A 24,449-nucleotide genomic window follows, 5' to 3' on the forward strand; every position below is an offset into this window, starting at 1 on the left:
GAGGAAAAAGGAAATGAGAAAAAGAACAAAGTGGTTATGCAGTGTATTGCTTGTTGCAACAATTGGTCTGACAGGATGTGGACAGAAACAGAAGACAGAAAGTAGGGCAGAGAAATCTGATGAAAATCATTTTGTAGGAGAGTGGATTGTTGAGCCGGAGTATGCAATCAGCAAGGTTGGAGATGAAAATACGCTGTTTGTAGATGGAAGGGGAGAAAAAAAGGCAATCCTTGGAACTGTAAAAGGTGCAATTGCTACAGTATGGCAGGACTGGAGTATTACAGAAGGAAAGCAGGGAGATGAGAAATGGGGGTGCATCCAGGAGCCGGAACAGCTGGAAGAGACTCTTGGCAATCTTGGAATTACAAAGGATAAAGAAATTATTCTGATCGGTGAGACCCTAGATGGATGGGGAGATGATGCGAGACTTCTCTGGGAACTCCGGGCAGCCGGATATGAAGATGTGAAGATGGTAGATGGCGGATGGAAGGCGTTGAAAGACAGTGGAATCAAGACACAGTTCCTCGCATCCAAACCGGAACCGGCAGAAGTAAAAATCGATGAAATTGATTATTCCCATGTGATGACAACCGAAGAATTACAGAAGAATTATGACGAGTACAAAATTGTGGATGTGCGTACTGATGAAGAATATGAAGGAGCAATTCTGTATGATGAAGCAAAGGGAGGACATCTTCCGGGAGCAATTCATATCCGGTACACAGATCTGTTCAATGATGCAGGATATCTGAAATCCAATGAAGAACTGACAAAAATGTTTGAGGATGCCGGACTGTCTAAAGATGATGAGATCGTCACTTATTGTACAGGAGGAATCCGCTCGGCATATACACAGCTGGTAATGGAAATGTGTGGATTTGAACATACATACAATTATGATCAGTCATTCTGGAGATGGACTGTTGTTGGAGATGTAGAATAATGGTTAGCGTTTTGATGTGTACTTATAACCGGAGATTTTGCCTGCAACAGGCGATTGACAGCGTACTTTGTCAGACGTATCCGGATTTTGAATTTGTCATCGTAGATGACGGATCGACCGACGGAACAGAAGAACTGATTAAAAGCTATCAGGATCCACGGATCAGATATTTTAAACTGGATCAGAATTCGTTTTACTGTTATGCGGCAAATCATGGGCTTGATCACTGCCAAGGAGACTATGTGGCATTTATGAACAGCGATGATGCATGGTTGCCGGATAAACTGGAAAAACAGGTGTCAGTTATGGAACAGAACCGAATGCTTGGTGCATGTTTTACAAGAGTGTATCTGGTAGATGAGAGCGGCAATGAGATATCGGAAGAATGCAGAGATATGGCAGCACTTTTTGACAGAAAGTGTACGACACAGAACGAATATCTGCATACGCTTCTGCAATCTGGGAATTTTCTTTGTCATCCTTCGGCGCTGGTCAGAAAATCCGTTTTGGACAAGATTGGATATTTCAATCTTTTGTATCGTCAGCTGGCGGATTATGACCTGTGGCTTCGGCTTGTAAGTGAGTCAGAGATCACGATTTTGGAGGAACGGCTGATTCGGTTTCAGTGGGATATAAAAGGGAAAAAACAGATCAGCATGTCGACAAGAGAAAATTCGGTGCGTTCATTTAATGAATCTGTTATGATCCGAAAAAACTACATTGAAAAGATGTCTGAAAAAAATTTTTTCCAGTTTTTCAGGGGAGATTTTCAGAATCCGGATTCTACATCACATTTACAACTGGAATTTGAAAAGGCATTCTGGCTGATGAAATGTACAACTAAAGAGCCAGGACTGAAAGCGGCAGGGATGGAAATGCTGGAGAGGGCTATGAGAGAAGAGAATGCAATGGAAACTTTAAGAGCGCATTTTCATATGGATATTTTTGATTTGTATCAGTGGACTGGAGAGCATATGTATAAGACGCCATGGCTTATAAGTGAAATTGAAGAAGGAAGCCAGCAACTGGCGTATTATAAAGATATTATCAGACAGAAAGATGAGTATATCGGGCAGCAGAAAGAACAGCTTGAAAAACAAAATGCAGCGATTGAACAGCAGCAGGAATATATAGAAGGACAGCGAAGGCAGACCGCGCATTATGAAAAACAGCTGGATGAACTTGGCAGACGGATGGAACAGAAAACAGGGCAGCTTAAGAAATATGAGGATAAGATCAGAGAGCAGGATGAAATGATCCAGATATATGCAAATTCAACCAGCTGGAAAATAACAGAACCGATGAGAAAAATCATGCGTCTGCTGAAAAAATAATTTATAGAAAAGATGAATATACTTAATCCGGGATAAGGACAATCAATTAGTGAATAGATTGCAGATATGTTATAGTTAGAAGAAAGAAGATTAGACGAGGAGAAAAGATTATGAAAAGAACAGCATTATTTCTTGCAGGAATTCTTGCGCTTTCGTCATTTTCAGGATGTGGTGCAAAGAATTCGGAATCAGACAGCAGTGAACCATTTGAAGGAAAGTATGTAGTAACCGCCGACTATGTGAAAGAAAATCTGGACGATATCATCGTAGTGGATGCAAGAGGTGAAGATGAGGCGAAAAAAGGTACTGTAAAAGGTGCAGTGGCAACGACATGGCAGTATCTGGCAACCTGCGAAGACGGGGAAGCGGGGGATGCAAACTGGGGATGTATTCTTGATACAAAGCGCCTGAGCGAAAGATTAGGAGAGCTTGGGCTGGCAAAAGATAAGGAAATCGTGCTTTTTTCAAATGCGGAGAAAGGCTGGGGAGAAGATGGCAGGATTGCATGGGAGCTGATCGCGGCAGGCTATGAGGATGTGAAAATCGTAGATGGCGGGATCAAAGCACTGAAAGCAGCAGGAGTTGAGACTGTCAAAGGAGTAGCAGAGCCGAAACCGGTATCGGTAGAAATTGATTCGATTGATGAAACGCATGTGATCAATACGGATGAGCTGAAAGAGATTTATGACGACTGTAAAATTGTGGATACCCGTACAGATAAAGAATACAATGGAAAGACAATGTATGGGGAGGCAAATGGGGGACATCTTCCAGGGGCAATCCAGATCCGTTATACGGATTTATTTAACAGTGACAGTACATTAAAGAGTAATGAAGATCTGACCAAGATGTTTGAAGATGCAGGACTTTCAAAAGAGGATCATATTATTACTTACTGTACCGGAGGAATCCGTTCAGCTTATATGCAGCTTGTAATGGAAATGTGTGGCTTTGAAAATTCAGAGAATTATGACGAATCTTTCTACAGATGGTGTGTGGAAGGAAATCTGGAGAAATAAAAGAGAAGCAGATCAACGAGATCTGAACGTCGTATGAATATGAATGGATTTGAAAAAGCGGGACGTTGGCAATTTAGTCAGCGTCCCGCTTTTGTAACCTTTTTGGGAATAATTATTATTTTACAATTTTTTTCTTACCGAATGCAATGATTGCGCCAAGAGCAGCGAGCATTGCAACTGCGAGAGCAGCGATAGGAGCGGTATCTCCTGTCTTTGTTGTAGCAGCAGTAGTGGTTTTACCGTTATTCTGGTTTTTATTGTTATCTTTGCCATTGTTGTCTTTCTTTGTATCAGGATCAGCGACAGGATCTGTTACAAAATGCTTCTGGATCACTTCACTTTTTGCACCGTTTTCGATGGTGAATACGTTGGTGATTCCGGCTTCTTTGAGAAGCTGAGTTGCTTTTGCAGCACCTCTTGCTCCACTGTTGCAAAGAACGTAAATTGTTTTTCCTTCAAAATCTGCTTTGTGAGCAGTTACATATTCTGTAAATGCTTTTGCGAGATCATCCGGAAGTTTGTTATCTTTGTCAAAAAGTGGAAGGGAAAGGGATCCCTTTAAGTGTCCTTTTGTGTAAGAAGCTGTAGAACGTACATCAAGAATCAGGTAGTTCTTTGTATCTGCCATTTTATTGATTACATGAGTGTCAGAAACATAGATTGCAGCAGCTTTTACATCAGCATCTTTTGCACCACCAGTGATAGTATGCACTTTTGCAAGATTATATCCGGCAGATTTTAATAAAGCAGTAGCTGCTCTTGCACCACTTGCACCACTGTTGCAGAGAAGATAGAGTTCTTTTTTCTCAAGAGTGGCTTTGTTGTCTGTTACATATTTTGTGAAATCTTTGGAAAGCTGGTCATCTGTAGTTTTGGCAACTCCGTTTGCATTGAATACAGGTGTTGAGATAGAGCCTTTTAAGTGTCCACTTCCATAGTTACCTGTCGCACGGACGTCAAGGATTACTACGTCGTCTTTTCCGACAGCAGCAACAGCTGTTTTTCCGTCTACGGCATTTCCGTCTGTTCCAGACATTGCATACAGAAGTTCCAGGCCTTTTGCACCATTTTCAATGGTGTATACTTTACCATCTTCTTTGGTGCTTGTGTTATAGCCAAGTTCTCCAAGAAGTTTGGTTGCTTTCTGAGCCCCTCTTGCACCACTGTTGCAGATGATGTAGATTGGTTTGTCTTCTGTTATTTTGGAAGGAATTTCTTCCTTGAAGGCTATTTCAAGTGCTTCAGCTTCAGCTGTGTCAAGTTTGTTGTCGGCGTCAAACAGAGACTGGGAAATGGATCCTTTCAGAATTCCTGTTTTAGCCTGTGCTTTTGAAGAACGTACATCGATAACGTATGCAGTTCCGTCTTTTGCAGCGTTAATGGCATCGTTTCCGGATACAAATTTGTAACCATCTACAGTTACGAAAGCACCGTTTACAGTTTTATCTTTCGCACCATCGGTGATGGTATAGATCGTGTTTTTGTCAACACCGTTGTCTGCAAGTAATGCAGTGGCGGCTCTTGCACCTCTTTGACCGCTGTTACAGAGGACGTATACTTTTTTGCCTGAGAAAGTGGAAATGTTGGCTTTTACATAGTCAGCGAAAGAAACGGCATAAGAATCCTTATTAGTTTCTGCAATTGCCTGCTCACCTTTTTCATTAATATAGAACACAGGAAGAGAAATAGAATTCTTCAGATGTCCCTTTGTATAGTTTTCTGTTGTACGTACATCGATGATTACTACATCAGATGAATCAACAGCAGCTACGGCTTCAGCACCGGTTACAGCGTTGTTTGTTCCAAGGAATGCGTAACGAACTTCAAGGCCTGTTGCTCCGTAAGTAATAGTGTGAATGTTGTCAAGAGAATATCCTGCAGCGTTTAATAAAACGGTAGCAGCTTTTGCACCTGCGTTTCCACTGTTGCAGAGAACATAGATTTCTTTTCCTTCAAGAGCGGAATTTCCGGTTACAGTTTCTGTGAAAGCTACAGCGGTAGGTTCATCGGAACGCTTAACAACACCATCTGAAGTAAATACTGGTGCAGAAATAGAACCTTCAATATATCCCTTGTTGTAGTTTTCAGGTGTGCGTACATCTACGATAACACCAGAGCCGGCTTTTGCATTTTCGATGGCTTTTGATCCGTCTATAGGATTACCATCTGTGCCAAGTTCCGTGTAGCGACCAGCGATATCAGTAATAACATCCGAAGTTTCTTTAGAATCATCAGCTTCAGTAGAAGCTTCTTCTTCAGAAGATTCCCCTTCAGGAACTGTTACTTCTTCCTGGTTTTCCTGATCTTCAGAAACAGTAGTCTGCACATCACTTTCTGTAACGGCATCAGCAACCGGATCAGCGGCAAAAGCTGTCAGAGAGCCGTTCGCAAGTAATGCGAAAGACAGAAATACTGGTAATAATTTTCTTTTCATTTTTCCTCCTTACTCTCAAAAATAGGTTACGATTACATTGTAACAGTTTTTACAAAAATTTCATAATTGTTTTAATCTATATATAAAAACGGAATAGATAAAATCTATAGGTATAATTGAGAGATTTTATTAAACTAACTGCTGTTTCGTGGTAGAATAAAAAGATAAAAATAGAAAAAAATGCAGGTGGAATAGAAGGACTCTGCGTGATCGAACCGTCGGTGCATGGTGATCAGCGTGGATATTTTATGGAAACTTATAATCAGAAGGATATGGAGGAAGCCGGACTTACGATGAAGTTCGTACAGGATAATCAGTCCGGTTCTGGAAAAGCAGTGCTGAGAGGACTTCATTTTCAGAAGAGATATCCGCAGGGAAAGCTAGTCCGGGTGATCCGGGGAACCGTATTTGATGTGGCGGTGGATATCCGGAAAGGAAGTGCCACCTATGGAAAATGGTATGGAATTGAACTGTCGGAAGAGAATAAAAAGCAGTTTTACATTCCGGAAGGATTTGCGCATGGATTTCTGGTGCTGAGCGACCAGGCAGAATTCTGCTACAAATGTACGGATTTTTATCATCCGGATGATGAGGGCGGGATTGCCTGGAACGATCCGACGATCAACGTTGCATGGCCAGAGCTTGATGTGCCATACAGAATGAGTGAAAAAGATAAAAAGTGGGGAAGGCTGGGAGAATAAGATGGAAAGAATTCAGGGATTAAAAGAATATGTACAGACAGAACATTATCTGGAAGGAATCGGGATCGGGAAAGAAGAGCAGAAGGAAATTCAGATTGCCTATCAGCCACTGGCACAGGGCGAATATAATATCAACTACTGGTTCGTACACCCACTGACCGGAAAGAAACTGGTGCTTCGTGTCAATACAGGAAGCCAGATGCATCTGGAAAATCAGATTGAATACGAATATCATGCATTGGAGCTCCTGGCGGATTCAGGACGGACGCCAGTGCCGGTTTTTGTAGATGGAAGTAAGAAGGAACTGCCGTATGGTGTGATGGTTATGGAGTTTCTGGAAGGGAGTGCACTGGATTATCGGAAGAATCTGATGGAAGCGGCAGAATGTCTTGCGGATATCCACAGTGTTCCGGTAAAAGAAACGGATGGACTGATATCGCCATCGAATCCACTGCAGGCGATTCTGGATGAATGTAATCAGATGGTGCAGACATACTACGAGTCTGATCTGGGAGAAGAAAAGAAAAAAGTACAGATCCGGCGTCTTCTGGAGCTGGGACAGGAGAAGATCAATGAGATCCGGGATTATAGTGGATACAGATGCTGTATTAACACAGAGCTGAATTCGGGAAATTTCCTGATGAATGGCGCAGGAAAAGACAATTATCTGGTTGACTGGGAAAAGCCGCTTTATGGTGATCCGGTTCAGGATCTGGGGCATTTCCTTGCACCAACGACAACTTTCTGGAAAACAGATGTGATTCTGACAGAAGAAGAGATGGCTGATTTTACAAGAAAATATATCCAGGCGGTAAATGGCAGATTTGATGTGAGTGGAATCGAAGAACGTCTGAACATTTTTATTCCGATCACGTGTCTCAGGGGAATTACATGGTGTGCAATGGCGTGGGTAGAATATCAGGAGCCGGGAAGACTGATCCGCAACGAAGAAACATTTAAAAAGATGGAAGACTATTTAAACAGGGATTTTCTGGATATGATCGAAGAAAGATATTATAAATAAAGATTTCAGGGATACGGAGTAATAAAATTCTGCGTATTTCCACATACTACCCATATCGAATAAAATATGGAAAACAAGTGGAACACAGGAGGAATAGAATCAATATGAAAGCTACAGGAATTGTCCGCCGGATCGATGATCTTGGCAGAATTGTCGTTCCGAAGGAAATCAGGCGCACGCTACGTATCCGTGAGGGTGATGCACTTGAAATTTTCACCGACCGGGAAGGAGAAATCATTCTCAAAAAATACTCACCGCTTGGGGAAATGGGAAATTTTGCAGACCAATATGCGGAAAGTCTGGCACAGACGCTTGGATATCTGGTGTGTATCACAGATACAGATCAGGTGATCGCAGCAGCAGGACCGGGGAAGAAAGAATTTCAGGAACAGCTGATCACAAGACAGCTTGCGGAAGTGATCGCAAGAAGGGAGCAGTTTCTGGCATCTTCTATGGATCGGAAGTTCACGGTCATCGTGTCGGGACAGAATGCAGAACTGAAATGGCAGGTGGTAAGTCCGATCATCTGCGCCGGAGATGCGATCGGTTCTGTCGTGATCCTGGCAAAGGACGGCAGGAAAAAACCCGGTGAGTTGGAACAGAAGATGATACTCTGCGCAGCAGGATTTCTGGGACGACAGATGGAACAGTAAAGGAATATTTCATAAGAATCTCTCATAGTATAAAAGGACAGGAGGGGTTCTTATGGAAAAAAAGCTGTTTGGAAATATCTGTTTTACAAGACTTGTGAAAGCATTGATGCTTTCTTACTTTCTTACGATGCTGATGCTACTCGGGCTGTCCTTTGGGCTGTATAAGTTTGACTTAAGCGAGAAAACAGTCCGGATCGGGATCCTTGCGGTTTACATAATTTCCACATTTGCCGGTGGATTTGCCATGGGAAAAATGGGGAAGACAAGGAAATTCCTGAGGGGATTTATGCTTGGAATGCTCTATTTTCTGCTACTGCTTGCAATTTCAGCAGGGATCTACCGGAGCGTGCAGGGGGGGATGCAGATGATGATCGCCTGGATCCTCTGTGGGGCAGGCGGAATGCTCGGTGGTATGGTGTCCTGAAGGGGCGGAGATGGGGACTTTTATTTTTAAATCCGGGGGAAGCAGAAGCTTCGGAAGGAGCAGTAATGACTCCGGACACTTGCATGAATGTAAGGATTGTAAAGAAAAACTGGATTTTGCCCATTTGTTTCAGATTGGATTTTTGCGTTGACGGTATCAAGGAATATGTGCTATACTATATCGTATAATGAGCAAAGAAGGAGGATATTACAATGAAACACATTAAAACATTGAATACACAGACTCTGAACAATACAGTAAAGAAGGGCGGATGCGGAGAATGCCAGACATCCTGTCAGTCAGCATGCAAGACTTCTTGTACAGTAGGAAATCAGACTTGCGAACACAGCAAATAAGAGATATTTGTAAGTGTAGTGAATAAGTATGACAAGCAGGCAGCGGCTTTAAAGCCGCTGTCATTTGACGTATGAGGAAAAATTTGAAAAATAAGGATAGAAAGGGGTACCGGTTGTGATTCATCAGTACCAGAACAATGGATATAATATTGTACTTGATGTCAACAGCGGATGCGTTCATGTAGTGGACGAGCCGGGGTACGAGGTTATTGCATGTCTGAACCGTATGAACGAGAATCAGACAGTGCAGACACTGAAAGAAGAAAGTACATGGAACCAGCTGAAAGATGAGCTGGAAGGGAAATATTCCGAAGAAGAACTCAGAGATATATTGGATGACGTGACAGAGCTGACTGAGAATGGACAGCTTTTTGTTGTTGATACATATGAACCTTTTATCGGGGAGGTTATCAAGCGTAAGACAGTTGTGAAAGCACTTTGTTTGCATATCGCACACGACTGCAATCTTGCCTGCAAATACTGTTTTGCAGAAGAAGGAGAGTATCACGGAAGAAGAGCGCTTATGACTTATGAAGTTGGTAAGAAAGCCCTGGATTTCCTGATCGCCAATTCCGGAACAAGAAGGAATCTGGAAGTTGATTTCTTTGGCGGGGAGCCGCTGATGAACTGGCAGGTTGTCAAAGACCTGGTCGCATACGGAAGAGAACAGGAGAAGCTTCATGACAAGCATTTCCGTTTTACTGTAACTACGAATGGTGTACTTCTGAATGATGACATCCAGGAGTTTATCAATAAAGAAATGGACAATGTAGTCATCAGTCTTGACGGACGTAAGGAAGTTAATGACAGAATGCGTCCTTTCAGAAACGGAAAAGGAAGCTATGATTTGATCGTTCCGAAGTTCCAGAAGCTTGCAGATTCACGTAATCAGGAACGCTACTATATCCGCGGAACATTTACCAGAAACAATCTGGATTTTTCAGAGGATGTGAAGCACTTTGCAGAGCTTGGCTTCAAGCAGATGTCGATCGAACCGGTTGTCGGGGATGAATCTGATCCGTATGCAATCCGCGAAGAAGATCTTCCACAGATCTTTGATGAGTATGACAAGCTTGCAAGATATATCATCGAGAAAGATAAAAAGGGAGAAGGATTCAATTTCTTCCACTTTATGATCGACCTGGAAGGAGGACCGTGTCTGTACAAACGTCTGTCCGGATGTGGTTCGGGAACCGAATACCTTGCTGTTACGCCATGGGGAGATTTCTATCCGTGTCACCAGTTTGTAGGTGATGAAGATTTCCTGATGGGAAATGTAAACGAAGGGATTACAAGACCGGAGATCGCAGATGAGTTCCGTTGCTGCAACGTATATACAAAAGAAAAATGTAAGAAATGTTTTGCAAGATTCTACTGCAGTGGTGGATGTATGGCAAACGCATACAAGTATGCAGACGGATTAAATGATTCTTATGATCTGGGATGTGAGATGGAACGTAAGCGCGTGGAATGCGCGATTATGATAAAGGCTGCAATGGCAGACGAAAACTAAGAAAGGGACTTGGACATGAAGAAGAGTAAAGGAATAGTAAGCCTTGTTCTGATTGCTGCACTTTTAGGACTTCTTGGATTTACCTGCTGGCAGGGATTTGGTTCCTCCCACACAGGTTCCGCAAGAAATATCAATCTTGGTCTTGACCTTGCCGGTGGTGTCAGCATTACCTATCAGACAAAAGACAAGAATCCTTCAGCAGAAGATATGAAGGATACGATCTACAAGCTGCAGAAGCGTGTAGAGCAGTACAGTACAGAAGCAAGTGTATATCAGGAAGGGGATGACCGGATCAACATCGAGATCCCGGGTGTATCCGATGCTAATAAAGTTCTGGAAGAACTTGGCAAACCAGGATCACTGGTATTTCAGGATGCAGATGGCAATACCGTTCTTGAAGGAACAGATGTTAAAAATGCAGAGGCTCAGACACAGGAGAACTCTACGACTAAGAACAAAGAATATGTCGTAGCTCTGCAGCTTACCAAAGAAGGAACAACCAAATTTGCAGAAGCAACAGCAGCAAATGTAGGAAAACAGATTTCCATTATTTATGATGGACAGACAATCAGTTCACCAAGAGTTAATCAGGCGATCGAAGGCGGAGAAGCCGTTATCACAGGGATGTCAAGCTATGAAGAAGCAGACAATCTTGCAGCTACCATCCGAATCGGTGGACTTTCTCTGGAACTGGAAGAACTTCGCTCTAATGTAGTAGCTGCACAGCTCGGAGAAGAAGCAATCAGCACAAGCTTAATGGCTGGTGCCATCGGACTTGCCATCATCTTCGTATTTATGTGCTTCGTATATCTGATTCCGGGACTTGCAGCAGGTCTAGCACTTCTGATCTACACAGGACTGATCCTGGTGCTTTTAAATGCATTTAATATCACGCTTACCCTTCCGGGAATTGCAGGTATCATTCTTGGAATCGGTATGGCAGTCGATGCCAACGTTATCATTTTCGCCCGTGTGCGTGAAGAAGTGACAACAGGTATCAGTGTTAAGACTTCCCTGAAGAATGGTTTCCACAAAGCACTGTCTGCGATCGTTGACGGTAACGTAACAACTCTGATCGCTGCAGCTATTCTCTGGTTCAAGGGTTCAGGTTCTGTAAAAGGATTTGCACAGACACTGGCACTTGGTATTGTTGTGTCAATGTTTACGGCACTTGTTATTACCAGAATCATCATTTTCTCTCTGTATGCGATTGGTCTTCGTGATGTGAAATTTTATGCGAAGAAATTCAAAAAAGAAAGAAAAATTATCGACTTCCTCGGAAAGAAAGCCATTTTCTTTGCAATATCAATTGCTGTGATCGCAGCAGGTTTTGTGACAATGGGAGTCCAGTCGGGAAAAGGTGAAGGTGCGCTGAACTACAGCCTGGAATTCAAGGGCGGTACGGCTACAACCGTAACATTTGATAAAGATTACTCGATCAAAGAGATTGATTCAAAGATCGTTCCGGTTGTAGAAGATGTGACCGGAGATCACAATGTACAGGCACAGAAAGTAAAAGACAGCAATCAGATCATCATCAAGACACAGACGCTGAATCTTGACGAAAGAGAAGCACTTAACAATGCGCTTGCTGATAAATTTGGTGTAGACACATCAACAATTACAGCAGAAAATATCAGTTCTACGGTAAGCTCCGAGATGAGACAGGATGCGATCATTGCAGTTATCATTTCAGCGATCTGTATGCTGATCTATATCTGGTTCCGGTTCAAAGATGTACGTTTCGCATCAAGTGCGGTTCTTGCTCTTTTACACGATTTGTTATTTGTGCTTACATTCTATGCACTTGCAAGAACATCTGTCGGTAATACATTTATCGCATGTATGCTGACAATCCTTGGATATTCTATCAATGCGACGATCGTTATTTTCGACCGTATCCGTGAAGAGCTTCGGGTCATGAAGAGAAACGATGATCTGAAAGCGCTTGTAAACAGAAGTATCACTTATACACTGACAAGAAGTATTTACACAACATTTACTACATTTGTCATGGTAGCGGTTCTTTATATCATGGGTGTAAGCTCTATTAAAGAATTTGCAGCACCTCTTATGGTTGGTATTGCAGGGGGCGGATATTCATCTGTATGTATCACCGGTGCATTATGGTATGTAATGAAAACAAAAATCGGCGGCAAAAAAGCAGCGAAAAAGAAATAACTGACAGAAAATGAGGTGTCGGAGGAGAATCCTCCGGCATCTTTGTATTATCTGACTACCAAAGAAAGGAAAAGAGAAAATGGAGAACTGGGTACTTCTGAGAAAAGGAGCGGATTTTCAGCATATCAGTGAGAAATTCCATATCAGTCCGCGAGTGGCTTCCCTGATAAGAAACCGGGATGTGATCGGGGATGATGCGATCGAGAAATATTTAAACGGTACGATCGCCGATCTGTACGATGGAATGCTGATGAAGGATATGGACAAGGCAGTAGCGGTTCTTGGAGAAAAGATAAAAGAAAATGCAAAAATCAGGATCATTGGAGACTATGATATTGATGGAATCCAGTCGACCTATATTCTTCTGGAGGGATTCCGGATGCTCGGAGCTGATGTGGACAGTGACATTCCGGATCGTATGAAGGACGGGTATGGTCTAAACCGGAACCTGATCGACCGGGCGCTGGAGGCCGACGTGGATACGATCATTACCTGTGATAACGGGATTGCGGCGGCAGAGGAGATCGCCTATGCAAAAAGTATGGGAATGACGGTTGTGGTGACGGATCATCATGAGGTCCCGTATACGGAAATTGGCGGGGAACGAAGATATATTTTGCCGGAGGCAGATGCGGTTGTGGATCCGAAGCAGGAGGACTGTACTTATCCGTTCAAAGGGCTGTGCGGGGCTGCGGTTGCTTACAAGCTGGTGGAGGCTCTGATGGAAGCCATGGGAAAAGATGCGGAAGATGCAGATTATCTGATGGAAAATGTGGCAATCGCAACGATCGGTGATGTTATGGATCTGGTGGACGAAAACCGTATTTTTGTTAAACAGGGACTGGATATGCTGAAACGGACGGAGAATCTGGGACTGAAGGCGCTGATGGAATGTACTGGTGTGAATGTAGATAAGCTGTCTCCGTATCACATTGGATTTGTGATCGGCCCGTGTATGAATGCCAGTGGAAGACTGGATACAGCAAAGCGTGCCCTGGAGCTTCTGGAGGCAAAGAAAGTGGCGGAGGCGGATCTGCTGGCAGGTGATCTGAAAGCACTCAATGACAGCCGGAAGGATATGACGGCGCAGGCGGTAGAAGAGGCGTTTATCCAGGTGGAGAACAGTGAACTTAAGGATGCAGACGTGCTGGTGGTCTACCTGCCGGAATGTCATGAAAGCCTTGCCGGGATTGTGGCAGGAAGGATCCGGGAAAAATATTACCGTCCGGTCTTTGTGCTGACGAAGGGCGCGGAAGGTTTAAAGGGCTCAGGAAGATCGATCGAGACCTGGCACATGTATGAAGGACTGAACCGGGTAAAGCATCTGTTGTCAAAATTTGGCGGGCATAAGATGGCGGCAGGTCTCTCCATGCCAGAGGAGAATCTGGAACAGTTCCGTAAGGAGATTAACGAAAAATCCGGGATCACACCAGAGGATCTGAATGAAAAGATTGCCATAGATATGCAGCTCCCGTTTGAATGTGTCAATGAAAAATTTATCGGAGAGCTTGCGGTTCTGGAACCATTTGGCAAAGGAAATGCACGTCCGGTCTTTGCAGAAAGACAGGTACAGGTGGAAAGTGCGAGAATCCTTGGCAAGAATAAAAATGTGCTGAAGTTGCAGGTGAAGGATCTTCACGGTACAAGGATGGATGCCATGTATTTTGGAGATGTGAATACCTTTGTGGAATATGTGCGTGAAAAATTTGGAGATGTTGCCTGTGAGTGTCTACTGCACGGACATGGGCATGGAATTGTTATGGCATTTACCTATTATCCTGATATCAATGAGTATCAGGGAGTCCGTACGCCACAGATTGTGATCCAAAATTATAAATAATTTGAAAAACAGCAATTTTATGCTATACTAATAAATATTGCATATATTTGTAGGTAAGGTGGAGAAGAAAGATGAAAAAACTTGAAGAATATGTTGTCAGCATTCCGGATTATCCGGAAAAAGGAATTATTTTCAGAGATGTAACCAGCATTCTTGAAGATCCGGAAGGGCTTCAGCTTTCCATTCGGGAACTGCAGGATAAGCTTGAAGGCATGGATTTCAACATCGTGATCGGACCGGAGTCCAGAGGATTTATTTTTGGAATGCCGATTGCATATAATCTGCAAAAAGCATTTGTGCCGATCCGTAAAAAAGGAAAGCTTCCTTGCGAGACAGCATCGATCAAGTATGATCTGGAATATGGAAGTGCAGAGATCGAGATCCACAAGCGTTCGATCAAACCGGGAGACAAGGTTGTGATTGTAGATGACCTGATGGCAACAGGCGGTACGGCAGAAGCAATGATCAAACTGATCGAAGGACTTGGCGGTGAGGTTGTAGAAGTTCTCTGCCTGATCGAACTGATGGGATTAAAAGGACGGGAAAAACTGAAAGGATACAAAGTAGATTCCGTAATCCAGTATCCGGGAAACTAATGAGAAAGAAGGGAAGGCTATGGCAGACGATATCGGAATCCAGCAGGAGATGCTGATCGAACCAACACATAAAAAACTGGAGATCGTAGATGGTCATGCGGTAAAGGATGTGGAAGATTATCAGAATCCGGAACTGCTCTATAAAAGTCTGATCGAGCGAGTCAGAAAGTACCATCCTTCGGCGGACGTCTCTATGATCGAAAAAGCATATCATATTGCAAGAGATGCGCATAAAGGGCAGACACGGAAATCCGGAGAAGAGTATATTATCCATCCTCTGTGGGTAGGAATCATTCTGGCACAACTGGAGATGGACAAAGAGACGATCGTTGCCGGCATCCTTCATGATGTGGTAGAAGACACGGTGATGACGGACGAAGAAATCCGTCAGGAATTCGGAGATGAGGTGGCGCTTCTGGTAGACGGTGTCACAAAGCTGGGACAGCTTTCCTATTCAGCGGATAAGTTGGAGGTCCAGGCTGAGAATCTTCGTAAGATGTTCCTTGCGATGGCAAAAGATATCCGTGTTATCATCATCAAGCTTGCCGACCGTCTGCACAATATGCGTACCCTGCAGTATATGCGACCGGAGAAGCAGTTGGAAAAAGCAAAAGAAACCATGGATATCTATGCTCCGATCGCACAACGGCTTGGTATTTCCAAGATCAAGACAGAGCTTGATGATCTGGCACTCAAATATTCCCAGCCGGAGGTTTTTAACGATCTAGTAAAGCAGATCAATGCAAGAAAAACGGAAAGGGAAGAATTTGTCCAGCAGATTGTGGATGAGGTTTCCACGCATATGAAGAATGCGAACATTGATGCAGAAGTGAACGGACGTGTGAAGCATTTCTTCAGCATTTATAAGAAGATGGTGAACCAGGATAAGACGGTGGATCAGATCTATGATCTGTTTGCAGTCCGTATTATCGTAGATTCTGTAAAAGACTGTTATGCGGCGCTTGGAGTTATCCATGAGATGTATACACCGGTACCGGGACGTTTTAAAGATTATATCGCAATGCCGAAGGCAAATATGTACCAGTCTCTGCATACGACTCTGATGAGTTCGATCGGTCAGCCGTTTGAGATCCAGATCCGTACAAAAGAGATGCATAAAACTGCTGAATACGGTATTGCGGCACACTGGAAATATAAAGAGTCTGAAGATGGAAAGAAGAGCGTTGAAGCGAAGGAAGAAGAGAAACTGAGCTGGCTTCGTCAGATCCTGGAATGGCAGCGAGACATGTCAGACAACCGGGAATTTCTGAATCTTCTGAAAGGAGACCTGGATCTATTTGCAGAGGATGTATACTGCTTTACACCGAACGGAGATGTCAAGAACCTGCCGAACGGTTCTACGCCGGTTGACTTTGCCTATGCGATCCATACGGCGGTCGGCAACAAGATGGTAGGTGCCAGAGTCAATGGCAAGCTGGTCAATATCGATTATAAGATCCAGAACGGGGACCGAATCGAGATCCTGACTTCACAGAACTCCAAAGGACCGAGCCGTGACTGGCTGAGTATCGTCAAGAGTACCCAGGCGAAGAACAAGATCAACCAGTGGTTTAAGAAAGAATTCAAAGAAGAAAATATTGTACGTGGTAAGGAAATGCTTGCCACGTACTGTAAGGCAAAAGGATTTGTACTCTCGGATCTGATGAAACCGAAATATATGCAGATCGTGCAGGAAAAGTACGGCTTTAAGGACTGGGATTCGATTCTTGCAGCACTTGGACATGGCGGATTGAAGGAAGGGCAGATCGTCAACCGTCTTGCAGAAGAATACAGTAAGGATCACCGAAAAGAACTGACCGACGAAAGTGTTCTGGAAAAGGTTGCGGAAGCGGCAAAGAACAAGGTGCATATCACCCGATCCAAGAGTGGTATCGTGGTCAAGGGAATCGACGATATGGCAGTGCGCTTTTCCAGATGCTGCAATCCGGTGCCGGGAGATGAGATCGTTGGTTTTATCACCCGTGGACGTGGAATGTCGATCCATCGGACGGACTGTGTCAATATCATTCATCTGTCAGAAACGGAAAGAGCGCGTCTGATCCCGGCAGAATGGGAAAAACCGGAGGAAGGTACAGACACCGGAAGCTATCTGGCTGAGATCAAGATGTATGCAAATGACAGGCAGGGACTTCTGATGGATATGTCTAAGGTGTTCACGGAGATGAATATTGATGTGAAGTCTATGAATGTAAGAACCAGCAAACAGGGAACAGCAACAATCGAAGCCGGATTTATTGTCCGGGGAAGAGAGGAGCTTGGAAAAGTGATCGGAAAGCTCCGGCAGATCGTCGGCGTGCTGGATATAGAACGAGCAGTGGGGTAAAAAGAAATGAAAATCGAAAAATTTGTAACAGGAATTATCAGTACCAATTGTTACATTGTTACTAATGAAGAAACAAAAGAGACCGTGATCGTTGATCCGGCAAACTTGTCAAAAGCGATGATCGGTTATATCGAAGAGGAAGAGCTTGTAATTAAGGCAATTCTTCTGACTCATGCGCATTTTGATCATATCATGGGAATCGATAAAGTGATCGACCGGTATGGAGAAATGCCGGTTTACGTAGAAGAATCTGATCTGGAGCTTCTTCACACACCGTCTATGAATGAGTCAACGGTATATACAAATGGCTACAGCTACCCGGGTGGAGACGTGATCCATGATGGAGATGTGCTTCATCTGATCGGAGAAGATTTCCGGGTGATCCATACACCGGGACATACCCAGGGCGGCGTATGCTACTATGTAGAAAAAGAGGGAGTACTTTTCAGTGGAGATACATTGTTCTGTTGTTCAGTCGGAAGAAGTGATTTTGCAACCAGCAGCACTTCTGCACTGATTCGTTCGATCAAGGAAAAGCTGTTCCTACTTCCGGATGAAACAAAGGTATTCCCGGGACATATGGGCGCAACAACGATTGGCAACGAAAAAGTGAACAACCCGTATGTATAGAGGAGCAGAGAAATGATTCGGATCAGCTGTAAGAATGAACGTTTCACCTACGACATGTATCATATCGTAAAGTCATTTCTTCCTGATGCCGAGATCAGCCAGAAGGTAGATCCAGAACAGGAACTTCTGATCGAGATGACCGCAGAAGAGGAACCAGATCTGGAAGAGCAGGCATGTGATAAAAAGGTCCGGTGGACCTTTTTTCATTGCAGGGAGGCTGAAATCGCAGACATCAGCGAAAAAAGAGAACAAAAGCGTTATATCAATAAAAAATTATATCAGACCCTGGTCAAAAAGACCGGAGAAGAACATGCATGGGGGAATATGACAGGTGTCCGCCCCACAAAGATGATCATGGAAAGACTGGAAGAAGGTTCTTCTGAGGAAGAAATCATCCGGTATATGCATGATACCTATGTGGTAAACGAGAAAAAAGCAATGCTTGGTATCGAGATTGCAAAGCGGGAAAAGGCCCAGCTTGACAAGCTGGATTATGAAAATGGATACAGTCTTTATATCGGAATTCCGTTCTGCCCGACAACCTGCAGTTACTGCTCCTTTACTTCTTATCCGGTTGCAAAATGGCAGGACCGGATGGATGAATATGTAGATGCACTTTTAAAAGAGCTTGCATTTATTGCAGAGGTTTCAAAAGAAAAGCATCTTAATGCGATTTATATGGGAGGCGGTACACCGACAACCCTGAGTGCACAGCAGATGGACCGAGTTTTGAGTTTCCTGGAAGAACATTTTTCCTTTGAACATCTGAAAGAATATACGATCGAAGCCGGAAGACCGGACAGCATTACTGAGGACAAGCTGCGAGTGATCCGGAAGCATGGAGTTGGCAGAATCTCCATCAATCCGCAGACCATGCAGCAGAAGACACTGGATGTGATCGGAAGACGTCACACAGTGGAAGATGTAGTCCGCATTTTCCATCTGGCAAGAGAACTGGGATTCGACAATATCAATATGGATCTGATCGCAGGTCTTCCGGGAGAACATCCGGAGGAGATGGAAGATACTCTTCGTCAGATCAAAGAGCTTGCACCGGATAGTTTGACGGTCCATGCACTTGCAATGAAACATGGTTCGAGACTGACACGCGAACGGGCTGCAAGCACAGAAAAACAAAATTACAAACAGATGGCAAGAGAGCTGGAAGAGATGATCGATATGGCACGTAAGGCGGCCGGTGAGATGGGACTTTATCCGTATTATCTCTACAGACAGAAGAATATTGCAGGAAATTTTGAAAATGTAGGTTACGCAAAGGTTGACAAAGCGGGAATTTACAATATACTGATTATGGAGGAAAAGCAGTCCATCGTTGCTGCCGGTGCAGGCGCATCGACTAAGGTGGTGCTTCCGTATGAGATTCCGGCGCCCGGAAGTAAAAACGGGCGGATGACGAATCTGATAAGAATAGAAAATGTCAGAGATGTGGGAGAATATATTTCCCGTATCGATGAGATGATAGAGCGAAAAGGAGAATGGTTATGGCATTAAAGAAAAAACCGGTTACCGGCATGAAAGACATGCTCCCGAAAGAAATGGAAATCAGAGATTATGTGATCCAGATGATCAAGGATACCTATAAGACATTTGGATTTACTTCCATAGAGACACCGTGTGTGGAACACATTGAGAACCTGTGCAGCAAACAGGGTGGCGACAATGAAAAACTGATCTTCAAGATTCTGAAGAGAGGGGAAAAACTGAAAATTGCTGAGGCAAAAGAAGAGATCGATCTGGTAGACGGAGGACTTCGTTATGATCTGACAGTTCCGCTTGCAAGATACTATGCAAATCATGCAAATGAACTGCCGTCACCGTTTAAGGCACTTCAGATTGGCAATGTATGGAGAGCAGACCGTCCACAGAGAGGACGTTTCCGTCAGTTCATGCAGTGCGATATCGATATTTTAGGTGAGCCGGGTAATCTTGCAGAGATCGAACTGATCCTTGCAACTACGACCATGCTTGGAAAGATGGATTTCCACAATTTTACGGTATGTATCAATGACCGTAATATCTTAAAGGCGATGGCTGCATTTAGTGGATTTAAGGAAGAAGATTTCGATGAAGTATTTATCATCCTTGATAAGATGGATAAGATCGGCAAAGAAGGCGTAGGCGAAGAACTGGTTGAGATGGGTTATACAAAAGAAAATGTAGATACTTATCTTGGACTCTTTGATGAGATCAGCCCGGATGTTGACGGAATCCGTTTCTGCAAGGAAAAGCTGGCAGGATTCCTTGACGAAAAGACAGCCGACAGCATGGAAACGATCATCTCCAGCGTAGAAAGTGCAAAAGAGGCAGAATTCAAAGTGAAATTTGATCCGACGCTGGTACGTGGACAATCTTACTATACAGGAACCATTTTTGAAGTAACGATGGATGAATTTGGCGGCTCTGTTGCAGGTGGCGGACGTTACGATAAGATGATCGGTAAATTCACAGGGCAGGACACACCGGCATGTGGATTCTCAATCGGATTTGAGCGTATTGTCATGCTGCTTCTGGAAAATGGATATGAGATTCCTTCTAAACGCCAGAAAAAAGCATATCTTCTTGAAAAGAATATGCACAAGGAAGGCATCCTCAAAGTACTTGAGATGGCAAAAGCTGACCGCGCAGCCGGGAAACAGGTTCTGGTGGTCAATATGAAGAAGAACAAGAAATTCCAGAAGGATCAGTTGATCGCAGAAGGATATGAAGATATCACAGACTGCTACAAAGATTCCGTTATGGATTTATAAGGAAAGAGAAACGCAGGAGGATAAATTAGAATGGCAGAGTCAATGACAGGACTGAAAAGAACACATCGGTGTGCAGAGCTTTCAGAGGCAAACATCGGTGAAAAAGTAACCATCATGGGATGGGTACAGAAGAACAGAAATAAAGGTGGACTGGTTTTTGTAGATGTACGTGACCGTTCCGGACTGATCCAGGTTGTTTTTGAAGAGGGAAGTACAGATAAAGCGCTTCTTGAGAAGGCAGCAAAGCTTAGAAGTGAGTTTGTTGTAGCAATCGTGGGAACTGTTGAAAAACGTTCCGGTGCAGTTAATGAAAATCTTGCAACAGGTGCGATTGAGATCAAACCGGAAGAACTCAGAATTTTATCTGAATCTGAGACACCTCCGTTCCCAATCGAAGAGAATTCCAAGACAAAAGAGGAAGTACGTCTGAAATACCGTTTCCTCGATCTTAGAAGACCGGACATCCAGAGAAACCTGATGATGAGAAGCCGTGTGGCTACCCTCGCACGTCAGTTCATGGCAAAAGAAGGATTCCTTGAGATCGAGACACCGTTCCTGATCAAGAGTACACCGGAAGGTGCAAGAGATTACCTGGTACCGAGCCGTATTCATCCGGGAAGCTTCTATGCACTTCCGCAGTCACCGCAGATCTTCAAACAGCTGCTGATGTGCTCCGGATATGACCGATATTTCCAGATCGTAAAATGTTTCCGTGATGAAGACCTTCGTGCAGACCGTCAGCCGGAATTTACACAGATGGATATGGAACTTTCCTTTGTAGATGTTGATGATGTCATTGATATCAATGAGAGACTGCTTGCACATCTGTTCAAAGAAGTACTGGATATCGATGTACAGCTCCCAATCCAGAGAATGACCTGGCAGGAAGCAATGGACAGATTCGGTTCTGATAAACCGGATATCCGTTTTGGTATGGAGCTGGTCAATGTGACAGAGACTGTCAAAGACAGCGAATTTGTTGTATTTAAGAATGCGATTGAAGCAGGTGGAACTGTCCGTGGCATCAACGCAAAAGGGCAGGGCGGCATGGCCAGAAAGAAGATCGACAAGCTGGTTGATTTTGCAAAAGGTTATGGAGCAAAAGGACTTGCCTATATTGCAATCCATGAAGACGGAACTGTCAAATCTTCTTTCTCAAAATTCATGACAGAAGAAGAGGCAGCAGCACTTATTAAAGCGATGGATGGAGAGAACGGGGATCTTCTTCTCTTTGCGGCAGATAAGAATAAAGTTGTATGGGATGTTCTTGGCGCACTCAGACTGGAACTGGCCCGTCAGATGGAACTCCTTGACAAGAATGAATACAAATTCCTGTGGATCACAGAATTCCCGCTTCTTGAGTGGAGTGATGAACAGAACCGTTTCACAGCAATGCATCATCCGTTTACCATGCCGATGGAAGAAGACCTTCAGTACATTGACAGCGACCCGGGAAGAGTTCGTGCAAAAGCATACGACATCGTTCTGAATGGTAACGAGATCGGAGGCGGAAGTGTCCGTATCTTCAACCAGGAGATCCAGAGCAAGATGTTTGAAGTACTTGGATTTACACCAGAACAGGCACAGGAACAGTTCGGATTCCTTCTGAATGCATTTAAATACGGTGTGCCGCCACACGCAGGACTTGCTTACGGTCTTGACCGTCTGGTTATGCTGATGGCAAAACAGGACAGCATCCGTGACGTGATCGCGTTCCCGAAGGTAAAAGATGCATCTGACCTGATGACAGAAGCACCGGAGAGAGTCGATCCGAAGCAGCTGGAAGAGCTTGGACTGGAGCTGGAAGAGCATACAGCGGACGCTGAATAAATTTTATAATTCAATTTTTAAAAATGAACATTTTTTCACATAAAACAGAATTGGCTGTCAAAGTGAAGAAATGTTCATTTCTTTTTTTATAGCGAAATTCTATAATAATGATAGTTGAAATAAAAGGAGGATGGGATATATGGCACATAAAATTTTAGAAGAAGCGCAGGAAATAAATGATCTACTTATAAAATGGAGAAGAGATCTTCATCAAATTCCTGAGACGGATCTGGAGCTTCCAAAGACTGTGGAATATATCAGTAAACGTCTGGATGAGATGAATGTAGAATACAAGGTATTTCCTGAGGTTTCAGTGATTATCGCTCAGATTGGAAAAGGGGATAAATGTTTTCTTCTGAGAAGTGATATGGATGCGCTTCCGGTAGAAGAGGAAACGGGACTTGAATTTGCATCAAAGAATGGCTGTATGCATGGATGCGGACATGATCTGCACGCTACGATCCTTCTTGGAGCGGCAAAAATTTTAAAGGCACATGAAGAAGAACTGCCGGGCGTGGTCAAATTATTGTTCCAGCCAGGTGAGGAGACCTTCCGCGGAGCGAAAGCAGCAGTGGAAGCAGGAGTCCTGGAAAATCCGCATGTAGATGCTGCCTTTGCAGCGCATGTATTTGCGGCAATTCCATGTGGAACGATTGGATATGGTGTGGAAGCCATGGCATCTGTATATGGCTTTAAAATCACCCTTACAGGACGTGGCGGACATGGTTCTGCACCGGAGGGCTGTATTGACCCGATCAACGCTGGTGTAGAAGTTTATCATGCTCTTCAGGCACTGATCGCCAGGGAATGTCCACCATCAGCAGAGGCAGCACTTACGATTGGACAGTTTACAGCTGGTAATGCAGCAAATGTAATTCCGGAGCGCTGCGTGCTTCAGGGAACACTAAGGACATTTAATGAAGAAGTGAGGACGATGCTGATCCGGAGGATTAATGAAATTGTTCCGGCTGTTGCAGCAGCTTATCGTACTACATGTGAAATCGAAGAACTCAGCAATGTTCCGAGTGTAACTTGCAATGAAGAACTGAATGCAGAGTATATTAAAAGTGTTGAGTCTCTTGAGAATCCGGGAACAACGATTAACGGCGGATTTCATGTCATGGGATCCGAAGACTTTGCCGTGATTTCGGCAAAAATACCGGCAAGTTATTTTGTAGTCGGAGCCGGAGTGGAAGATCAGAGTAAATGGAAAGGACAGCATAATCCAAAGATTCTGTTTAATGAAAAAGCATTACCGCTTGGCGCAGCCATGTATGCGAAGATTGCAATGGACTGGCTGGCAAAATAGAAGAGTAGATCTATAAGGTTAGAATAAATAAAAAGAAGGGATCAGGCTTTTACAAAAAAGTGAAAGCGGATCCCTTTTCGTGTATCTGGGACAACTCTGACAAATGGGGTCTTTTGATTTAATTAAGAGTTTAATCAGAAATTTACATGAATGAAAAAAGAGACTTATGAAAATCATAAGTCTCACAAAGAGCGACAGACGGGACTCGAACCCGCGACCTCCACCTTGGCAAGGTGGCGTACTACCAACTGTACTACTATCGCATCTATTAAATTGTGTTCATCAGAACAATATCTACTATACCGTACAAAGAAGGAATTGTCAACGAAAAAATGAAGAAATTCTGTTCTACTTTTTGCGGAGATTCAATAAGTTTTCTGTTAATCAGACAAAAAATGATTTTAACAGAATAATAGGCGAAGAAAAGTAGAAAAGTCCGACATATAAAATTGAAAATATACTTGACCAATTGATAGATATATTGTATAGTATTTATTGTTCTGATGAACAACAAATAATGAATGCGATAGTAGTACAGTTGGTAGTACGC

General features: G+C 43.6%; 19 protein-coding genes and 1 tRNA gene. 18 read left to right on the top strand and 2 right to left on the bottom strand.

Annotated features, from left to right (window positions below):
- Positions 1-13: 13 nt before the first annotated feature.
- The 3 genes from PGZ10_RS03425 (at position 14) to PGZ10_RS03435 (ending at position 3,296) form a co-directional block, all read left to right on the top strand.
- Complete coding sequence (locus PGZ10_RS03425; protein ID WP_270246930.1) at positions 14-943, top strand: rhodanese-like domain-containing protein; 930 nt, start codon at positions 14-16, stop codon at positions 941-943.
- The gene (locus PGZ10_RS03430; protein WP_270246932.1) at positions 943-2,277 is read left to right on the top strand and encodes a glycosyltransferase; all 1,335 of its coding nucleotides are present in this window, start codon (positions 943-945) and stop codon (positions 2,275-2,277) included. Before PGZ10_RS03425 ends, PGZ10_RS03430 begins: the two co-directional genes overlap by 1 nt.
- 110 nt (positions 2,278-2,387) lie before the next feature.
- The gene (locus PGZ10_RS03435; protein WP_117555931.1) at positions 2,388-3,296 is read left to right on the top strand and encodes a sulfurtransferase; all 909 of its coding nucleotides are present in this window, start codon (positions 2,388-2,390) and stop codon (positions 3,294-3,296) included.
- A gap of 115 nt (positions 3,297-3,411) precedes the next feature.
- Here PGZ10_RS03435 and PGZ10_RS03440 read toward each other — a convergent pair whose 3' ends face one another.
- Entirely contained in the window at positions 3,412-5,730 is a 2,319-nt protein-coding gene (locus tag PGZ10_RS03440) for a rhodanese-like domain-containing protein (RefSeq protein WP_270540696.1), read from the bottom strand.
- A gap of 206 nt (positions 5,731-5,936) precedes the next feature.
- Between PGZ10_RS03440 and rfbC the strand changes: the two genes are divergently transcribed.
- The 15 genes from rfbC (at position 5,937) to PGZ10_RS03515 (ending at position 23,899) form a co-directional block, all read left to right on the top strand.
- A complete protein-coding gene (gene rfbC / locus PGZ10_RS03445) occupies positions 5,937-6,431 on the top strand; it encodes a dTDP-4-dehydrorhamnose 3,5-epimerase (RefSeq protein ID WP_442872532.1) in 495 nt (164 codons plus the stop codon).
- A 1-nt stretch (position 6,432) separates the two neighbouring features.
- Positions 6,433-7,455 carry an aminoglycoside phosphotransferase family protein gene (locus PGZ10_RS03450; protein ID WP_117823002.1) on the top strand — a complete coding sequence of 341 codons (1,023 nt, stop codon included), beginning with the start codon at positions 6,433-6,435 and terminating at the stop codon, positions 7,453-7,455.
- 104 nt (positions 7,456-7,559) lie between these two features.
- Complete coding sequence (gene spoVT / locus PGZ10_RS03455) at positions 7,560-8,108, top strand: stage V sporulation protein T (RefSeq protein WP_022220492.1); 549 nt, start codon at positions 7,560-7,562, stop codon at positions 8,106-8,108.
- A gap of 52 nt (positions 8,109-8,160) precedes the next feature.
- Positions 8,161-8,532: a TIGR04086 family membrane protein gene (locus tag PGZ10_RS03460; protein WP_008369690.1), complete on the top strand. Its 372-nt coding sequence runs from the start codon at positions 8,161-8,163 to the stop codon at positions 8,530-8,532.
- A gap of 212 nt (positions 8,533-8,744) precedes the next feature.
- Positions 8,745-8,888 (top strand): six-cysteine ranthipeptide SCIFF, encoded by a 144-nt coding sequence (gene scfA, locus PGZ10_RS03465; protein ID WP_008369659.1) that lies wholly within the window; start codon positions 8,745-8,747, stop codon positions 8,886-8,888.
- Between the two features lie 115 nt (positions 8,889-9,003).
- Positions 9,004-10,401 (top strand): thioether cross-link-forming SCIFF peptide maturase, encoded by a 1,398-nt coding sequence (gene scfB / locus PGZ10_RS03470; protein ID WP_117558972.1) that lies wholly within the window; start codon positions 9,004-9,006, stop codon positions 10,399-10,401.
- A gap of 15 nt (positions 10,402-10,416) precedes the next feature.
- Positions 10,417-12,582 carry a protein translocase subunit SecD gene (gene secD / locus PGZ10_RS03475; RefSeq protein ID WP_117823006.1) on the top strand — a complete coding sequence of 722 codons (2,166 nt, stop codon included), beginning with the start codon at positions 10,417-10,419 and terminating at the stop codon, positions 12,580-12,582.
- Positions 12,583-12,661: 79 nt separating this feature from the next.
- A complete protein-coding gene (recJ, locus tag PGZ10_RS03480; RefSeq protein ID WP_270540697.1) occupies positions 12,662-14,422 on the top strand; it encodes a single-stranded-DNA-specific exonuclease RecJ in 1,761 nt (586 codons plus the stop codon).
- A gap of 71 nt (positions 14,423-14,493) precedes the next feature.
- The gene (locus PGZ10_RS03485; protein WP_022221132.1) at positions 14,494-15,018 is read left to right on the top strand and encodes an adenine phosphoribosyltransferase; all 525 of its coding nucleotides are present in this window, start codon (positions 14,494-14,496) and stop codon (positions 15,016-15,018) included.
- 19 nt (positions 15,019-15,037) lie between these two features.
- Complete coding sequence (locus tag PGZ10_RS03490) at positions 15,038-17,362, top strand: RelA/SpoT family protein (protein ID WP_173826203.1); 2,325 nt, start codon at positions 15,038-15,040, stop codon at positions 17,360-17,362.
- A gap of 6 nt (positions 17,363-17,368) precedes the next feature.
- A complete protein-coding gene (locus PGZ10_RS03495) occupies positions 17,369-17,992 on the top strand; it encodes an MBL fold metallo-hydrolase (protein WP_008369645.1) in 624 nt (207 codons plus the stop codon).
- 12 nt (positions 17,993-18,004) lie between these two features.
- Positions 18,005-19,504 carry a coproporphyrinogen dehydrogenase HemZ gene (gene hemZ, locus PGZ10_RS03500; protein WP_270540698.1) on the top strand — a complete coding sequence of 500 codons (1,500 nt, stop codon included), beginning with the start codon at positions 18,005-18,007 and terminating at the stop codon, positions 19,502-19,504.
- Positions 19,489-20,760 carry a histidine--tRNA ligase gene (gene hisS, locus PGZ10_RS03505; RefSeq protein ID WP_195250590.1) on the top strand — a complete coding sequence of 424 codons (1,272 nt, stop codon included), beginning with the start codon at positions 19,489-19,491 and terminating at the stop codon, positions 20,758-20,760. The genes hemZ and hisS overlap by 16 nt, the downstream gene beginning before the upstream one ends.
- 30 nt (positions 20,761-20,790) lie before the next feature.
- Positions 20,791-22,590, top strand: a complete 1,800-nt coding sequence (gene aspS, locus PGZ10_RS03510) for an aspartate--tRNA ligase (RefSeq protein ID WP_270202778.1) — start codon at positions 20,791-20,793, stop codon at positions 22,588-22,590.
- A gap of 139 nt (positions 22,591-22,729) precedes the next feature.
- On the top strand, positions 22,730-23,899 hold the full coding sequence (locus tag PGZ10_RS03515; RefSeq protein WP_044998604.1) for a M20 metallopeptidase family protein: 1,170 nt from the start codon (positions 22,730-22,732) through the stop codon (positions 23,897-23,899).
- 190 nt (positions 23,900-24,089) lie between these two features.
- Here the strand turns inward: PGZ10_RS03515 and PGZ10_RS03520 are convergent.
- Positions 24,090-24,162 (bottom strand) — tRNA-Gly (locus PGZ10_RS03520).
- Positions 24,163-24,449: the final 287 nt, after the last annotated feature.

The sequence above is a fragment of the Coprococcus sp. AF102-57 genome, assembly GCF_027686195.1.
In the GTDB taxonomy this organism is placed as follows: domain Bacteria; phylum Bacillota; class Clostridia; order Lachnospirales; family Lachnospiraceae; genus Allocoprococcus; species Allocoprococcus comes.

Coding starts and splice junctions, on each gene's coding strand:
- PGZ10_RS03440 (WP_270540696.1), bottom strand. CDS start 5,730: ATGAAAAGAAAATTATTACCAGTATTTCTGTCTTTCGCATTACTTGCG.
- PGZ10_RS03490 (WP_173826203.1), top strand. CDS start 15,038: ATGGCAGACGATATCGGAATCCAGCAGGAGATGCTGATCGAACCAACA.
- PGZ10_RS03450 (WP_117823002.1), top strand. CDS start 6,433: ATGGAAAGAATTCAGGGATTAAAAGAATATGTACAGACAGAACATTAT.
- recJ (WP_270540697.1), top strand. CDS start 12,662: ATGGAGAACTGGGTACTTCTGAGAAAAGGAGCGGATTTTCAGCATATC.
- hisS (WP_195250590.1), top strand. CDS start 19,489: ATGGTTATGGCATTAAAGAAAAAACCGGTTACCGGCATGAAAGACATG.
- PGZ10_RS03430 (WP_270246932.1), top strand. CDS start 943: ATGGTTAGCGTTTTGATGTGTACTTATAACCGGAGATTTTGCCTGCAA.
- spoVT (WP_022220492.1), top strand. CDS start 7,560: ATGAAAGCTACAGGAATTGTCCGCCGGATCGATGATCTTGGCAGAATT.
- PGZ10_RS03425 (WP_270246930.1), top strand. CDS start 14: ATGAGAAAAAGAACAAAGTGGTTATGCAGTGTATTGCTTGTTGCAACA.
- PGZ10_RS03485 (WP_022221132.1), top strand. CDS start 14,494: ATGAAAAAACTTGAAGAATATGTTGTCAGCATTCCGGATTATCCGGAA.
- scfA (WP_008369659.1), top strand. CDS start 8,745: ATGAAACACATTAAAACATTGAATACACAGACTCTGAACAATACAGTA.
- secD (WP_117823006.1), top strand. CDS start 10,417: ATGAAGAAGAGTAAAGGAATAGTAAGCCTTGTTCTGATTGCTGCACTT.
- aspS (WP_270202778.1), top strand. CDS start 20,791: ATGGCAGAGTCAATGACAGGACTGAAAAGAACACATCGGTGTGCAGAG.
- PGZ10_RS03460 (WP_008369690.1), top strand. CDS start 8,161: ATGGAAAAAAAGCTGTTTGGAAATATCTGTTTTACAAGACTTGTGAAA.
- hemZ (WP_270540698.1), top strand. CDS start 18,005: ATGATTCGGATCAGCTGTAAGAATGAACGTTTCACCTACGACATGTAT.
- PGZ10_RS03435 (WP_117555931.1), top strand. CDS start 2,388: ATGAAAAGAACAGCATTATTTCTTGCAGGAATTCTTGCGCTTTCGTCA.
- PGZ10_RS03515 (WP_044998604.1), top strand. CDS start 22,730: ATGGCACATAAAATTTTAGAAGAAGCGCAGGAAATAAATGATCTACTT.
- PGZ10_RS03495 (WP_008369645.1), top strand. CDS start 17,369: ATGAAAATCGAAAAATTTGTAACAGGAATTATCAGTACCAATTGTTAC.